This window comes from Glutamicibacter sp. St.4D3 (genome assembly GCF_059728615.1).
Map to the genome: position 1 here is coordinate 657,953 of NZ_AP039380.1, position 15,700 is coordinate 673,652.

A 15,700-nucleotide genomic window follows, 5' to 3' on the forward strand; every position below is an offset into this window, starting at 1 on the left:
GGCCGTTCGGAACGTCACTGGCTCGCCCCAATTTAACGTCACTGTCTCGCCCCAATTTAAGGGTTGAAAGGACACGCCTTGCGGTGCCGCGCAAGAGGCTGCGCACGGTGATTTTCGCCCCAGTCCCGGCCGAACGTGCATCAACTCTCAAATCTGAATCGCAAATCCCTGTGACTAGGCCCGAAGAATAGTTGAAACATGAAGCTTCAAGCGGAATTGTGGTGCATTTCTCGCCCTATTTATTACTCGTTGGTAGGCTCAATGGCCATGACTGCCCCTACGACAACCCCTGAACCACCCAAGACCAGCGGGGAAACTCCGCCTGCGGGCCAGGCGCCCCCACCAAAAACCCGGGTCAACCGGGTGGTGTTCTACGGTTCGGCGCTGCTGGTGCTGGCCATTGCCCTGTGGGCGATCATCGACCGGGAATCGGCCGACGCGGTCATTACCGCGTGCGTCACCTGGATCGGACACACCTTCGGCTGGTACTACACGCTGATCGTCGTGGCGGTGCTGGTCTTCGTCATCGGGATCGCGATCTCCAAGGTGGGCAAGACCCGGCTGGGCCCGGACCACTCCCGGCCCACCTTCAACCTGTTCACCTGGGCGGCGATGCTGTTCGCCGCGGGCATCGGCATCGACCTGATGTTCTTCTCGGTCTCCGAACCGGTCACCCAGTACCTGGCACCGCCGCGCGGGGAGGGTTCCACCGTGGAGGCCGCACGCCAGGCGGTGGTGTGGACGCTGTTCCACTACGGACTCCTGGGTTGGGGGCTCTATGCGCTGATCGGCCTGGCCCTGGGCTACTTCTCCTACCGGCACAACCTGCCGCTGTCGATCCGCTCCGCGCTCTACCCGCTGCTGGGGGACCGGATCCACGGCTGGATCGGGCATGCGGTGGACATCGCCGCGATGCTCGGCACGATCTTCGGCATCGCCACCTCGCTGGGCATCGGCGTCGCCCAGCTGAACTTCGGGCTGAACTTCATGTTCGACATTCCGGAGAACACCATGTGGCAGATCATCCTGATCGTCATCGCGGTGCTGATGGCCACGATCTCGGTGCTCACCGGAGTGGAGAAGGGCATCCGGCGGCTCTCCGAGCTGAACGTGCTGCTGTGCATCGCGCTGATGGTGTTCGTGCTGGTGGCCGGCAGCACTTCGTTCCTCTTCGACGGGATTATCACCAACATCGGCGACACGCTCTCGCGCTTCCCGTCGATGGCGCTGGACACCTTCGCCTTCGACCGCCCCGATGACTGGCTGAACAGCTGGACCCTGTTCTTCTGGGCCTGGTGGATCGCCTGGGCCCCGTTCGTGGGCCTGTTCCTGGCGCGCATCTCCCGCGGCCGGACCATCCGCCAGTTCGTCACCGGCGTGCTGGTCGTGCCGTTCGCGTTCATCCTGCTGTGGATCTCGATCTTCGGCAACAGTGCGCTGGCCCTGGTGCGCGGGGGCAATGAGGCGTTTGGCGAGGTGGCGATGAACACCCCGGAACAGGCGTTCTACTCGCTGCTGGAGCAATACCCGGGCGCGCCGATCACCGCGGCGATCGCCACCTTCACCGGGCTGCTGTTCTACGTCACCAGCGCCGACTCCGGTGCCCTGGTGATGGCGAACTTCACCTCCCACCTGGCCGACCCGCAGTCCGACGGGTCCAAGCCGGTGCGCCTGTTCTGGTCGCTGGCCACCGGCCTGCTGACCCTGGGCATGCTGCTGGTGGGCGGGGTGCCGACCCTGCAGGGCGCCACCGTGATCATGGGGCTGCCGTTCTCCTTCGTGCTGGTGTTCATCATGCTCGGCGTGTTCAAGTCGCTGCGGGTGGAATCCGCGCTTGCCAACAGCTACAAGCACACCATGCACAAGCTGCTCTCCAGCCGCATCGGCGCCCCCAACGACCGGCGCAGCTGGAAGCAGCGCCTGGCCCGGACCATGAACTACCCCGGGCACCGGGCCACCAAACGCTACCTGGACGAGGTGGCCCTGCCGGCCCTGGAGGAGGTCAGCCAGGAGTTCTCCGCCCGCGGTGCGGAAGTGGCACTGGATATCGAACGGGTGGAGCACCTGGAGCTGGATTCGCTGGACCTGGTGGTCAGCAACGGGGACGAACGGCCCTTCAAGTACCAGATCTACCCGGTGGCCATGCCGGTGCCCAGCTACGCCAGGGTTTCGGCCGGCAACGACATCTACTACCGCATCGAGGTCTTCTCCCAGGAAGGCAGCCACGGCTACGACCTGATGGGCCTGAACAAGGATCAGCTGATCTGCGACGTGCTGGACCAGTACGAGGCGCACATGACGTTCTTGACCACCCAGGTCGAGGCCGAGGGGCCCAGCCTGATCAACAGCAACGGGGTCTCGAAGACCGACTGGGAATCGGACTTCGACACCACCTCCCTACCGATTTCAACCACTAAGGAGCAAGCATGAGCCTGCCACAGGACACCGACTTTCCCCGCAACGAAAACCCGTTGCTGCATTCGGGCGCGACCCTGTTCATCGACGGGAAGTTCCAAAAGGCGGCCTCCGGGCGCACCCGCACCATCCAGTGCCCCGCCAATGGGGTAGCGGTGGCCACGGTCTCCGAGGCCGGCCAGCAGGACTCCGAGGCCGCGATTGCCGCCGCCCGCCGCTCCTTCGACTCCGGGGTGTGGTCCTCGGTGCCGGCCGGAGAGCGCGGGGACTTCCTGCTGAAGGTCGCCGACCGGATCAGCGAGCGCAAGGAGGAGTTTGCGCTGGCCGAAACCCTGGACACCGGCAAGCGGATCGTCGAAGGCCGCCTGGACATGGACGACATCATCGCCAGCTTCCGCTACTTCGGCAAGCTGGCCGGCAACCAGGCCGGACGGATCGTGGACGCCGGGGACGCGAACGTGGTCAGCCGGATCGTGCATGAGCCGATCGGCGTGGCCGCGATGATCACCCCCTGGAACTACCCGCTGCTGCAGGCGGCCTGGAAGATCGCCCCGGCGCTGGCCGCCGGCTGCTCGTTCGTGCTCAAGCCCGCGGAGCTGACCCCCTCCACCGCGATCCTGACCATGCAGGTGCTCGATGAGCTCGGCCTGCCGGCCGGGGTGGCGAACCTGGTCACCGGCACCGGGGTCGAAGCCGGAGCGATCCTCTCCGAGCACCGCGACGTGGACCTGGTCTCCTTCACCGGCGGGCTGGTCACCGGGCGCAAGGTGGCCGCCGCGGCCGCCGGCACCGTGAAGAAGGTGGCGCTGGAGCTGGGCGGGAAGAACCCGAACGTGATCTTCGCCGACGCCGACTTCGACGCCGCGGTGGACAACGCGCTGAACGGCGCGTTCGTGCACTCCGGGCAGGTGTGCTCGGCCGGTGCTCGGATCGTGGTGGAGGAATCCATCGCCGAGAAGTTCACCGCCGAACTGGTGCGCCGCGCCCAGCAGATCCGCCTGGGCGGCCCGTTCGACGAGCGGACCGAGACCGGCGCGCTGATCTCCGCCGAGCACCTGGCCAAGGTTGACGCCTACGTGCAGGCCGGTATCGCCGAGGGCGCCCGCGTGCTGTGCGGCGGACGGGCCGCAACCGACGAGGACGGCGCGGGCCTGGGCTCCGGGCACTTCTACCTGCCCACCGTGATCGACCAGGTCCGCTCCGGGATGAGCGTGGTCGTCGACGAGGCGTTCGGCCCGGTGGTCACCGTGGAGACCTTCCGCACCGAGGATGAGGCCGTGGCCATCGCCAATGACACCGACTACGGCCTGGCCGGAGCGGTGTGGAGCCAGGACGCCTCGCGCACCCAGCGGGTGGCCGCCCGCCTGCGCCACGGCACCGTGTGGATCAACGACTTCCACCCCTACCTGCCGCAGGCCGAATGGGGCGGTTACGGCCAGTCGGGCGTGGGCCGTGAACTGGGCCCGACCGGACTGGGCGAGTACCAGGAAGCCAAGCACATCTACCACAACCTGGATCCCCAGGTCACCGGCTGGTTCCCCGCCAAGTAGGCGAGCCGCACGCGGCCCGTTCCGGCGCTGCGCCAGCCTCCTGCGGGGGAGTTGGCGCAGCGCCGGACCCCTGCCCATCGGGGCGTGCCGGACCGGCGCGGCACGGCTTCGCTGACCGGCGTCGGACGGGACCGCCAACACAGACACAGACACTGAGCAGGACAATGCCAACGCAAGGTAACGCAGAAGTGTAGCAACGCAATCGTGCAGTAACGACGAGGAGAATGACTGATGCATCAGGACAGTGCAAAAACCGACTTCGACTACATCATCATCGGCGGCGGATCGGCCGGCGCCGTGGTGGCGGCCCGACTCAGTGAGGACCCCGAGGTCAGCGTGGCGCTGGTGGAGGCCGGCCCCGATGACCGCGGCATCGATGAGGTGCTGCAGCTGAACCGCTGGATGGAGCTGCTGGAGTCCGGGTACGACTGGGACTACCCGATCGAACCGCAGGAGAACGGCAACTCGTTCATGCGCCACTCGCGCGCGAAGGTGATGGGCGGATGCTCCAGCCACAACTCCTGCATCGCCTTCTGGGCCCCGCGCGAGGACCTGGATGAGTGGGAGAGCAAGTTCGGCGCCACCGGGTGGAACTCGCAGATGGCCTACCGGCTGTACAAGAAGCTGGAAACCAATGAGGACGCCGGGCCCGAGGCCCCGCACCATGGCGATTCCGGCCCGGTGAAGCTGATGAACGTTCCGGCCGAGGACCCCTGCGGCGTGGCCATCCTGGACGCCTGCGAGCAGATCGGCCTGCCCCGGACGAAGTTCAACAACGATGAAACCGTGATCAACGGCGCGAACTTCTTCCAGATCAACCGCCGCGAAGACGGCACCCGCTCCTCCTCGTCGGTCTCCTACATCCACCCGATCCGGAACCGGAAGAACTTCACCCTGCTCACCGGCCTGCAGGCGCGCCAGCTGAACTTCGACGCCGAGCGCAACTGCACCGGCGTGGACGTGGTGGAGGGCGCGTTCGGGCGCACCACCACCCTGAACGCCCGGCGCGAGGTGATCGTCTCGGCCGGCGCGATCGACTCGCCCAAGCTGCTGATGCTCTCGGGCATCGGCCCGGCCGAGCACCTGTCCCAGGTGGGTGTGCAGGTCGTGGTCGACGCTCCGGGCGTCGGCGAGCACCTGCAGGACCACCCGGAGGGCGTGATCCAGTGGGAAGCCAAGAAGCCCATGGTGGAAACCTCCACCCAGTGGTGGGAGATCGGCATCTTCGCCGCCACCGAAGAGGGGCTGGACCGCCCGGACCTGATGATGCACTACGGGTCGGTGCCCTTCGACATGCACACCCTGCGCCAGGGCTACCCGAGCACCGAGAACGGCTTCTGCCTGACCCCGAACGTCACCCACGCCAAGTCGCGCGGCACCGTGCGCCTGCGCAGCCGGGACTTCCGCGACAAGCCGATGGTGGACCCGCGCTACTTCACCGACCCGGAGGGCCATGACCGCAAGGTGATGACCTACGGGATCCGCAAGGCCCGTGAGATCGTCGCCCAGTCGCCGATGGCCGAATGGGCGGGCCAGGAGCTCTACCCGGGACAGGACGTGCAGAGCGACGAGGAGATCTTCGACTACCTGCGCCGCACCCACAACACCGTGTACCACCCGGCCGGCACGGTGCGCATGGGCGCCGATGACGATGTGCTCTCCCCGCTGGATGCGCAGCTGCGCGTCAAGGGCGTCAAGGGTCTGCGCGTGGCCGACGCCTCGGTGATGCCCGAACTGGTGACCGTGAACCCGAACATCACCGTGATGATGATTGGTGAGCGCTGCGCCGAGATGATCCGCGAGGACCAGGCCTCCTAACCGGAGCCGGCTGCCGGACGGCAACGCCTCGGCCCCCGCGTCGCCCCCGTTTTTGGGGTGCGGTGCGGGGGCCGAGGTGTGTGGCAAGCCCTTGGCGGGGCCCTGGCATGGGCAGCAGTGTTTCACGGTTCGCTGCAAGATTACGCAGAAACTATCCCAGCGGACCTACCGACGCGTATCTTCGAAGGATGCGGACAGTGAAGTATCGGAATGCCACCATCCCCTCGGTCAAGCCCTGGGTTGAGCAGCTGCTGCCCGAATTGATCGACTTCCGGCGCGACGTGCACCGCAATCCGGAGCTGTCCTTCGCCGAATACCGCACCACCGAGATGATCCTGGCCCAGCTGCGGGCCGCCGGACTGGAACCGGTGCCGATGAACAACACCGGCGCCTGGGTCGATGTGGGCCGCGGGGAGCTTGCCATCGGGCTGCGTGCGGACATCGACGCGCTGCCGGTGCTGGAGGAAACCGGCCTGCCCTACGCCTCGGTCAACGAGGGGGTGGCCCACGCGTGTGGCCACGACATCCACACCACGGTCATGCTCGGGGCCGCGCTGACCCTGAAGAAGCTGGATGACGAGGGGCTGCTCAATGCCCGCGTGCGGGTGATCTTCCAGCCGGCGGAGGAGAAGATCCCCGGTGGCGCGCTGTCGGTGATCGAACAGGGCGTGCTGGATGAGGTGCCGCGCATCTTGGCGCTGCACTGCGACCCGCGCATCGACGTGGGGCAGATCGGCACCCGCATCGGGGCAATCACCTCGGCCAGCGACACCATCCGCATTGAGGTCAACGGCCGCGGCGGGCATACCTCGCGCCCCCACCTGACCGAGGACGTCGTGTTTGCGATGAGTCAGATTGCCACCCAGGTCCCGGCGGTGCTGGGCCGCAAGGTCGACGTGCGCTCGGCCGTGTCGGTGGTGTGGGGTCAGATTCACGCTGGCAGCGCCCCGAACGCGATTCCGGCCACCGGCTACCTGGCCGGAACCATGCGCTGCCTGGATGGGGAGGCCTGGTTCGCCGCCGGGCAGCTGCTGGATGAGACGGTCCGCCAGGTCTCGGCCCCCTACGGCGTGGAGATCAAGCTGCAGCACACCCGCGGGGTGCCGCCGGTGGTGAACACGGCCGAGGAGACCGGGCTGATTGAAAGCGCCGCCCGCTTTGAAATCGGCTCGCAGAACATCGGCCTGACCCCGCAGTCGATGGGCGGGGAGGACTTCGCCTGGATGACCCAGAAGGTTCCCGGGGCGATGTTGCGCCTGGGCACCCGCACCCCGGGCGGGGAGACGTTTGATCTGCACCGTGGGGACTATATTCCCGATGAGCGATGCATCGGGGTGGGGACCTCGGTGATGGTCGGTGCGTGCTTGCGCGCGATTGCCGACCTTGACTAGTGCTTCTGCGCCCAGCCCGGGCGAAAATTTTTAGCGGATCTTTGACAATGACGTAAAACGCTCTGACGTGGCCTTTGACGTTAAGCGCTTGCCGTGAATGTGTTGCAAGTTACCGCTTTGTAATCTCCAGCCGGTGTACCTGTGCCTGATCTCATATAGGCTATGGAAACGATGGGATCGTTAGCACTGGCGCAGCGAACGGCAAAGTAGTTTTCCGCTGGGTTACAGGTGCCTGGCCTCCCGGATATCTCGCAACGCTCTATGGAGGATTACATGCGCTTCGCATCGCGTAAGGCCAGTGTGGCCGCTGCCATGCTCGGTATTTCTGCACTGGCCCTTTCCGCTTGTGGCCAGGCCCCGGAAGAAGGCGGCGCCAACGCCGACAACTCGGACTACACCGGCTGCATCGTCTCGGACTCCGGCGGCTTCGATGACCAGTCCTTCAACGAGTCCTCCTACCGCGGCCTGAAGAAGGCCGAAGAGGACCTGGGCATCCAGGCCAAGGAAGCCGAATCCAAGTCCAACGCCGACTTCGCCACAAACCTGCAGGGCATGATGAACGCCGGCTGCAACATGACCGTGACCATCGGCTTCCTGCTGGGTGACGCCACCGAGAAGGCCGCCGCGGAGAACCCGGACAAGCACTTCGCGATCGTTGACTTCCAGTACGAAAACGAAATCGAGAACGTCAAGCCGATCATCTACGACACAGCCCAGGCCGCGTTCCTGGCCGGCTATGTCGCCGCTGCCACTTCGAAGACCGGCACCGTGGCCACTTATGGCGGCATCAAGCTGCCGACCGTGACCATCTTCATGGACGGCTTTGCCGACGGCGTGGAGAAGTTCAACAAGGACAAGGGCGAGAACGTCAAGCTGCTGGGCTGGAACAAGGACAAGCAGGACGGCACCTTCACCGGCGACTTCGAGAAGCAGGACAAGGGCAAGCAGGTCACCAAGACCTTCATCAGCCAGGGTGCTGACGTGATCATGCCGGTCGCCGGGCCGGTCGGCAAGGGCTCCGGCGCCGCGGTGAAGGAAGAAAATGCGGCCGGCAAGGACGTCAAGCTCGTCTGGGTTGACTCCGACGGCTTTGAAACCGCTCCGGACTACAAGGACGTCATGCTCACCTCGGTCATCAAGACCATGGACCAGGCCGTCGAGGACGTCATCAAGGAAGACACCGAGGGCAACTTCGATGCCACCCCGTACGTGGGCACCCTGGAGAACGGCGGCGTGGACATCGCCCCGTTCCACAACTTCGAAGATGAGGTCAGCGACGAGACCAAGTCCGAGGTGGAGGCGCTGAAGCAGCAGATCATCTCCGGCGAGCTGAAGGTCGAATCCCAGGCCAGCCCCAAGTAAGGGCCACAACACCCCTAACCGTCATGGAGCGTGCCACCGCTCACCGCCCGAGCGGTGCGCGGCTGGTGCGCTCCATGACTGTGTCCAACCTGAACCCAAACAACCAAAGATGGTGGGATCGTGAAACTCGAACTGCGGGGAATCTCCAAGGCCTTCGGTTCCTTCTATGCCAACAAGGGCATAGACCTGGTGGTCGATGACGGGCAAATCCACTGCCTGCTCGGCGAGAATGGCGCCGGCAAATCCACACTGATGAACGTGCTCTACGGGCTCTACGAGCCCACCGAGGGGCAGATCCTGGTCGACGACCAGCCGGTGGAGTTCAGCGGCCCGGGCGACGCGATGGCCGCGGGCATCGGCATGGTGCACCAGCACTTCATGCTGATCCCGGTCTTCACCGTGGCCGAGAACGTGGCGCTGGGTTCGGAGGCCACCAAGGCCGCCGGCGTGCTGGACCTGGATGTCACCCGGGCCAAGATCCGGGAGATTTCCGAACGCTATGGCTTCCACGTGGATCCGGACGCGCTGGTGGAGGACCTGCCGGTGGGTGTGCAGCAGCGCGTGGAAATCATCAAGGCGCTGGTGCGCGAGGCCAAGGTGCTGATCCTGGATGAGCCCACCGCGGTGCTCACCCCGCAGGAAACCGACGAGCTGCTGGAGATCATGCGCCAGCTCAAGGCCAACGGCACCTCGATCGTGTTCATTTCCCACAAGCTGCGCGAGGTCAAGGCGGTCTCCGATGTGATCACCGTGATCCGCCGCGGCGAGGTCGTGGGCAGTGTTGAACCGGACACCGACACCACCGAACTGGCCAACCTGATGGTGGGGCGCTCGGTGCAGCTGACCCTGCAGAAGGAGCCGGCGGTGCCCGGGGAGGCGACCTTCCAGGTGCGCGACCTGTCGGTCGTCGACGACGCCGGCACCACCACCCTGGACCAGGTGTCCTTCGACATCCGCCAGGGCGAGATCCTGGCCGTGGCCGGCGTGCAGGGCAACGGCCAGACCGAATTGACCGAGGCGATCCTGGGCACCCAGGCGGTCACCGGCGGCTCGGTGAAGCTGCAGGGCAAGGAGCTGATCGGCCAGAGCGTGAAGCAGGTGCTGCGCTCGGGGGTCGGCTTCGTGCCCGAGGACCGTTCCGTGCACGGGCTGGTCGCCGAGTTCTCGATCGAGGAGAACCTGGTGCTGGACCTGTACGACCGTGCCCCTTTCGCCAAGGGGGTGTCGATGAACCTGGACGAGCTGCGGCGCAATGCCGCCAAGCAGATCCAGGACTTCGACGTGCGCACCGACAACCAGCTGAACCCGGCCTCCAGCCTCTCGGGAGGCAACCAGCAGAAGGTGGTGATGGCGCGCGAGCTTTCCCGCCCGCTGAAGCTGTTCATCGCCTCGCAGCCCACCCGCGGCGTGGATGTGGGTTCGATCGAATTCCTCCACCGGCGGATCGTGGCCGAACGCGACGCCGGCACCCCGGTGATGATCGTGTCCACCGAGCTGGATGAGGTGATGGAGCTGGCCGATCGGATCGCGGTGCTCTACAAGGGCCGGGTCAACGGGATCGTGCCGGCCGGAACCCCACGCGAGGTGCTGGGACTGATGATGGCCGGGGTATCGGCCGAGGAAGCCATGGCGCAACACCAGGCGGAAGGAGAAGGCCAGTGAGCCAGACCAAGACCGTGCAGCCGCCCAACGGCGGCGCCGCGCAGCAGGGCAACGACCTGTTCCGCAAGATCACCCAGGGCCCGGGCATGGTCTCGGTGCTGGGGGTGATCGTGGCCCTGGTGATCGGCGGGCTGCTGATTGCCGTGACCGACGAGAAGGTCATCAAGAGCGCCGGGTACTTCTTCGCCCGGCCCACCGACTTCCTCTCCGCGCTGTGGCACGCGGGCACCGAATCCTATGTGGCGCTGTTCAACGGCTCGATCTACAACTCGGCGCGCGGCTTCGCCCCGTTCCTGGAGACGTTGACCGTCTCCACGCCGCTGATCTGTGCCGGGCTGGGCGTGGCGCTGGCCTTCCGGGCCGGGCTGTTCAACATCGGCGCGCAGGGGCAGATCATCATCGGCGCGACGATGGCCGCCTACGCCGGGTTCGCCTGGCACCTGCCGATCGTGCTGCACCTGCTGGTCGTGATCATCTTCGGTCTGCTCGGCGGCGCGATCTGGGGCGGGCTGGTGGGCGTGCTCAAGGCCCGCACCGGCGCGCACGAGGTGATCTTGACGATCATGTTCAACTATGTGGCGCTGTACCTGCTGGACTACCTGATGAACACCGCGGCGTTCCGCCGCCCCGGAGGCACCAACCCGATCTCCCCGGTGCTTGATTCCACCGCCGTCTTCCCGGCGCTGCCCGGTTCCAGGCTGCACCTGGGGTTCCTGATGGCAATCGCGCTGACCATTTTCGTGGCCTGGCTGCTCAAGCGCTCCACGCTGGGCTTTGAGCTGCGCGCGGTGGGGCACAACCCGGCCGCCGCGCAGACCGCCGGGGTGAACGTGGCCCGCGCGACCATGCTGGCGATGGCGTTGGCCGGGGCGCTGGCCGGGGCCGCGGGCGTGGCGCAGGTGGCGGGCACCGAGAAGGTGCTCACCGCCGGGATCGCCGGGTCGCTGGGTTTTGACGCGATCACCGTGGCGCTGCTGGGCCGCTCCACCCCGTGGGGCACGTTCTTTGCCGGGCTGCTCTTTGGCGCCTTCCGCGCCGGCGCGGTGAACATGCAGATCTCCACCGGCACCCCGATCGACATCGTGCTGGTGGTCCAGTCCCTGATCGTGCTGTTCATTGCGGCCCCGCCGCTGGTGAAGGCGATCTTCGGCCTGAACAAGAAGAAGCGCGCGCGTGCCGCGTCCTCCAAGCGTCCCGTTTCGACTAAGGCTGGTGCCTGATGACCGCACAGACTTTGCCTACCTCCGTGCTGCCCACCCGTTCGGCGGTGCCGATCAAGACCCCGGTGTTCCTGTCGGTGATTGCCGTGCTGGTGCTGGTGGGTTTTGGCCTGCTGGGCAGCAGCGAGGCCGCGCACTTCCGCCTCTCCAGCGCCGGGGACGCGTTCGAACTGCCCACCCTGGTCTTCCCGGGCCAGGCCACCAACCTGGTGATCGGCGTGCTGCTGGCGGCCGGCGCGGTCTATTCCTGGATGCGGCGCAGGCAGGGGCTGGCCACCGAACGCTGGATCGTGATCGTCTTCGCGGTCCTGTTCGTGCTCTCGTTCCTGATCTGGGTGGTCTCCGGGGCGAACGTGACCACCATTTCGCTGGCCTCCCTGCTGGCCGGGGCCGTGGTGCTGGCCGTGCCGCTGGTGTTCGGTTCGCTGTCCGGGGTGCTGTGCGAGCGGTCGGGCGTGGTGAACATCGCCATTGAGGGCCAGCTGCTGGCCGGCGCCTTCACCGCCGCGATCGTTGCCTCCACCACCGGCAACGTGTTCGCCGGGCTGGTTGCCGCCGGTGTGGCCGGGGCCCTGGTCTCACTGATCCTGGCGCTGTTCTCCATCAAATACCTGGTCAACCAGATCATCGTCGGCGTGGTGCTGAACGTGCTGGTCTCCGGGGTGACCGGGTTCCTGTTCACCACGGTGATGCAGCGCGACCCGGAACTGTTCAACTCGCCCGGGCGCCTGCCGATCATCGAGATTCCCGGGCTGAGCGCCATCCCGGTCATCGGTCCGATTCTGTTCAAGCAGTCCGTGGTCGGCTACCTGATGTACATCGCGGTGTTCCTGGTCTGGTTCGGGCTGTACAAGACCCGCTGGGGCCTGCGTGTGCGGGCGGTGGGCGAGCATCCCAAGGCCGCGGACACCCTGGGCATCAAGGTCAACGTGATGCGCTTTTGGAACGTCACCCTGGGCGGGATCGTGGCCGGCATCGGCGGCTCCTTCTTCACCCTGGTGGCCATCGACTCCTTCACCAAGGAGATCTCCGGCGGGCGCGGCTTCATCGCCCTGGCCGCGGTGATCTTCGGGCGCTGGAACCCGATCGGCGCGTTCATGGCGGCCCTGCTGTTCGGCTTCGCCGACAACCTGCAGGTGACCCTGACGATCATCGGCACCCCGGTGCCCAGCCAGTTCATGGCGATGATGCCCTATCTGGTGACCATCTTCGCCGTGGCAGGACTGGTGGGCCGCTCCCGCGGTCCGGCCGCGGTGGGCGAACCGTACACGAAGGAGTAGCCGTGCCGTCACAGCCCCGCCCGCAGGGCGATCCTGCGCAGATCCCGGTGCCCGAGGGCGGGCAGGAAGAGCGGATCTGGTCGCGGCTGCACGCCGCGGCCACCGCGGCCCTGGACAACGCCTACGTGCCGTACTCGAATTTCCAGGTCGGGGCCGCGGCCCTGAGCAGCGACGGGCGCCTGGTCTCCGGGTGCAATATCGAAAACGCGGCCTACGGGGTGACCCTGTGCGCCGAATGCTCGATGCTCGGCCAGCTGTTCGCCACCGGCGGCGGAACCCTGGCCCACTTCCTGTGCCTGGGCCGCCCCGTCGGCGGGCAGGCGGAGCTGATCACCCCGTGCGGGCGCTGCCGGCAGCTGCTCTACGAGCACCGCGGCAACCCGCTGCGGATCAAAACCGCCCGCGGGGTGCGCAGCATCGACGAACTGCTGCCCGACGCGTTCGGGCCACAGAACCTGGAACGCACCGGACACCGCGAACCCGCCGGGCCGGGCCCGGCACGAGCCGGGGCGCGGACACTACCTGAGACGCCAGCGCGGCAGAGCGCGCAGCAGGAGGAGGAGCAAGATGGCAATGGAGGCCTTTGACGCGGTTGAGGTGATCCGCACCAAACGCGACGGCGGGCGGCTGAGCCCGCAGATGATCGACTGGACCATCGACGCCTACACCCGCGGGGTGATCGCCGAGGAGCAGATGGCGGCGCTGAACATGGCGATCTTCCTGAACGGGATGGACCGGGTGGAAATCGCGCGCTGGACCACCGCGATGATCAACTCCGGACAGCGCATGGACTTCTCCACGCTCACCGACGCCTCCGGGCGGCGCCTGGCGACCACCGACAAGCACTCCACCGGCGGGGTGGGGGACAAGACCACCCTGCCGCTGGCGCCCCTGGTGGCGGTGTTCGGGGTGGCGGTCCCGCAGCTGTCCGGGCGCGGGCTGGGGCACACCGGAGGCACCCTGGACAAGCTCGAGTCCATTCCCGGATGGCGGGCCAACCTGAGCAATGAGCAGATGTTCGCCCAGCTATCCGAGGTCGGCGCCGTGATCTGCGCGGCCGGGGCGGGGCTGGCGCCGGCGGACAAGAAGCTCTATGCACTGCGCGATGTCACCGGCACCGTGGAGGCCATCCCGCTGATCGCCTCCTCCATCATGAGCAAGAAGATCGCCGAGGGCACCGGCACCCTGGTGCTGGATGTGAAGGTCGGCTCCGGGGCGTTCATGAAGGACGAGGCCAGCGCGCGCGAACTGGCCACCACCATGGTCAACCTGGGCGCGGACGCGTCGGTGAATACCGTGGCGCTGCTGACCAACATGGACACCCCGCTGGGGCTGAGCGCCGGCAACGCGATCGAGGTCGCCGAATCGGTGCAGGTCCTGGCCGGCGGCGGCCCGCAGGACGTGGTTGAGCTGACCGTGGCCCTGGCCGAGGAAATGCTGGCCGGGGCCGGGGTGCGCGATGTGGACGTGCGCGCGGCGCTGAACGACGGGCGGGCGATGGACAAGTGGCGGGCCATGATTTCCGCCCAGGGCGGGGACCCGGACGCGCCGCTGCCGCAGGCGAAGGAATCGCACACGATCTACGCCCCGGCCGAGGGCAGCGTGCTGCGCCTGGACGCGATGGACATCGGCCTGGCCGCCTGGACGCTGGGCGCCGGGCGGGCCCGCAAGGAGGATGCGGTGCAGGCCGGGGCCGGGGTGCAGCTGCACGTCAAGCCCGGGGCGCTGGTGCGCCGCGGACAGCCGATCGCCACCCTGCTGACTGACACCCCCCAAAAGATCGAGCGCGCCGCCGCGCTGGTGGAACGCTCCCTGGTGCTCGGGGCCGAATCCGACCGGGCCGACCCCCGGCTGATCATCGAGCGCATCACCGCCAGCTAGCGGGGTGAAACCCAGCCGCTGCACGGACACGGGCCGCCTGCCTCCACCACCGGTGGGAGCCGGCGGCCCGTGGCCTATGCCGCGCCGGATCGGTCCACGGCCTTGCCCTGGTGCAGGTGCGCAGTGCCGGTCAATCCGCTGGTGCGGCGGAACTTCTGCCCGGCGCGGTTCGTTGTGCCAAAGAGGGATTCTCCTGGCGCAACGGCCTCAACCCACGGGTGGAGACCGGACCGGCGCAGATCATCACTTTCGGGGGTGTGCGTGCCCGGCCCGGTGGGAGACAATGGAAGGCAGAAGCCCGGGGGACGGCTCCGGGCAGCGAGGAAGCGACGTACGCACCCATGGAAATGGTCAATGAGGCAATCATGCAGGCCGCCAGCGCCTGGTGGGTTTTGCCGTTGCTGTTTGCCTTCTGCCTGATCGACGGCGTGTTCCCGGTCGTTCCCTCGGAAACCTTCCTGGTGTCGCTGGCCGCGGTCGGCTTCGGCAGCGGCAGCCCCAACCTGCTGCTGATTTTTTTGATCGGGGTGGCCGGCGCCATCATCGGCGACCAGATCACCTTCCGGATTGGACGCAGCATCGGCTACCGGCAGTTCGCGTGGATGCGCTCGGGCCGGGCCAAGAAGGTGCTGGACTTCGCGGCCCGCAAACTGGAAACCTCCGGTGCGCTGCTGATCTTCACCGCCCGCTACATCCCGCTGGGGCGCGTGGCGGTGAACCTGACCGCCGGGGCGACCGGCTACTCCTACCAGCGTTTCACGTTCTTCGACGTCATCGGGTGCATCACCTGGGGCGGCTACTCGGTGGGGATCGGCGCGGTCGCCGGAAACTGGCTGTCTGACAACAAGCTGCTGGGCGTGGTGCTCTCGGTGGCGATCGCCCTGGTGCTGGGGTTCATCATCGACCGGATCGTGAACAAGATCCTGGAGGCGGTGCACCGCAAGCGACTGCGGCGGCTGCAGGCCGAGCGCGGCGGCGCGGAGGGAAAAGCCCGTGAAACCGTCCCGCCCGGTGAGCTGGACGCGAATTAACCCGCAGCACCAATAACCGCCCCCAAGATGTGTCCTTTTCTTCAGCCGTGGTGGCTATCTGTCCGGCCCAAATGCGGCTAGGCTCGACAC

Annotated in this window: 11 protein-coding genes; all 11 read left to right on the top strand. The window is 66.8% G+C overall.

Translation table 11 applies throughout. The features are described from left to right. Positions 1 to 267: 267 nt before the first annotated feature. The 11 genes from betT to AC6I21_RS03110 all read left to right on the top strand — a co-directional run bounded on the left by betT (position 268) and on the right by AC6I21_RS03110 (position 15,610). Positions 268 to 2,430, top strand: coding sequence for a choline BCCT transporter BetT (gene betT / locus AC6I21_RS03060; protein ID WP_497763084.1), 2,163 nt, complete (start codon positions 268 to 270; stop codon positions 2,428 to 2,430). Beyond that, on the top strand, positions 2,427 to 3,965 hold the full coding sequence (locus AC6I21_RS03065; RefSeq protein ID WP_138173558.1) for an aldehyde dehydrogenase family protein: 1,539 nt from the start codon (positions 2,427 to 2,429) through the stop codon (positions 3,963 to 3,965). The genes betT and AC6I21_RS03065 overlap by 4 nt, the downstream gene beginning before the upstream one ends. 231 nt (positions 3,966 to 4,196) lie before the next feature. After that, positions 4,197 to 5,783, top strand: coding sequence for a GMC family oxidoreductase (locus AC6I21_RS03070; protein ID WP_396277961.1), 1,587 nt, complete (start codon positions 4,197 to 4,199; stop codon positions 5,781 to 5,783). A gap of 188 nt (positions 5,784 to 5,971) precedes the next feature. Continuing rightward, positions 5,972 to 7,174 carry an amidohydrolase gene (locus AC6I21_RS03075; RefSeq protein ID WP_497763085.1) on the top strand — a complete coding sequence of 401 codons (1,203 nt, stop codon included), beginning with the start codon at positions 5,972 to 5,974 and terminating at the stop codon, positions 7,172 to 7,174. 273 nt (positions 7,175 to 7,447) lie between these two features. After that, positions 7,448 to 8,536, top strand: a complete 1,089-nt coding sequence (locus AC6I21_RS03080) for a BMP family lipoprotein (RefSeq protein ID WP_138173564.1) — start codon at positions 7,448 to 7,450, stop codon at positions 8,534 to 8,536. A gap of 120 nt (positions 8,537 to 8,656) precedes the next feature. Then, positions 8,657 to 10,198: an ABC transporter ATP-binding protein gene (locus AC6I21_RS03085; RefSeq protein WP_497763086.1), complete on the top strand. Its 1,542-nt coding sequence runs from the start codon at positions 8,657 to 8,659 to the stop codon at positions 10,196 to 10,198. Between the two features lie 14 nt (positions 10,199 to 10,212). Continuing rightward, positions 10,213 to 11,418, top strand: a complete 1,206-nt coding sequence (locus tag AC6I21_RS03090) for an ABC transporter permease (protein ID WP_497763398.1) — start codon at positions 10,213 to 10,215, stop codon at positions 11,416 to 11,418. After that, entirely contained in the window at positions 11,418 to 12,698 is a 1,281-nt protein-coding gene (locus AC6I21_RS03095; protein ID WP_497763087.1) for an ABC transporter permease, read from the top strand. Before AC6I21_RS03090 ends, AC6I21_RS03095 begins: the two co-directional genes overlap by 1 nt. A gap of 2 nt (positions 12,699 to 12,700) precedes the next feature. Beyond that, positions 12,701 to 13,285: a cytidine deaminase gene (locus AC6I21_RS03100; protein ID WP_497763088.1), complete on the top strand. Its 585-nt coding sequence runs from the start codon at positions 12,701 to 12,703 to the stop codon at positions 13,283 to 13,285. Then, positions 13,266 to 14,579 carry a thymidine phosphorylase gene (locus AC6I21_RS03105; RefSeq protein ID WP_497763089.1) on the top strand — a complete coding sequence of 438 codons (1,314 nt, stop codon included), beginning with the start codon at positions 13,266 to 13,268 and terminating at the stop codon, positions 14,577 to 14,579. Before AC6I21_RS03100 ends, AC6I21_RS03105 begins: the two co-directional genes overlap by 20 nt. Positions 14,580 to 14,920: 341 nt before the next feature. Beyond that, positions 14,921 to 15,610, top strand: a complete 690-nt coding sequence (locus AC6I21_RS03110) for a DedA family protein (protein ID WP_138925711.1) — start codon at positions 14,921 to 14,923, stop codon at positions 15,608 to 15,610. Positions 15,611 to 15,700 lie beyond the last annotated feature (90 nt).

What these genes read in the sequence shown, in the direction of transcription:
- betT (WP_497763084.1), top strand. Translation starts at nt 268, where the DNA reads ATGACTGCCCCTACGACAACCCCTGAACCACCCAAGACCAGCGGGGAA.
- AC6I21_RS03065 (WP_138173558.1), top strand. Translation starts at nt 2,427, where the DNA reads ATGAGCCTGCCACAGGACACCGACTTTCCCCGCAACGAAAACCCGTTG.
- AC6I21_RS03070 (WP_396277961.1), top strand. Translation starts at nt 4,197, where the DNA reads ATGCATCAGGACAGTGCAAAAACCGACTTCGACTACATCATCATCGGC.
- AC6I21_RS03075 (WP_497763085.1), top strand. Translation starts at nt 5,972, where the DNA reads ATGCGGACAGTGAAGTATCGGAATGCCACCATCCCCTCGGTCAAGCCC.
- AC6I21_RS03080 (WP_138173564.1), top strand. Translation starts at nt 7,448, where the DNA reads ATGCGCTTCGCATCGCGTAAGGCCAGTGTGGCCGCTGCCATGCTCGGT.
- AC6I21_RS03095 (WP_497763087.1), top strand. Translation starts at nt 11,418, where the DNA reads ATGACCGCACAGACTTTGCCTACCTCCGTGCTGCCCACCCGTTCGGCG.
- AC6I21_RS03105 (WP_497763089.1), top strand. Translation starts at nt 13,266, where the DNA reads ATGGCAATGGAGGCCTTTGACGCGGTTGAGGTGATCCGCACCAAACGC.
- AC6I21_RS03110 (WP_138925711.1), top strand. Translation starts at nt 14,921, where the DNA reads ATGGAAATGGTCAATGAGGCAATCATGCAGGCCGCCAGCGCCTGGTGG.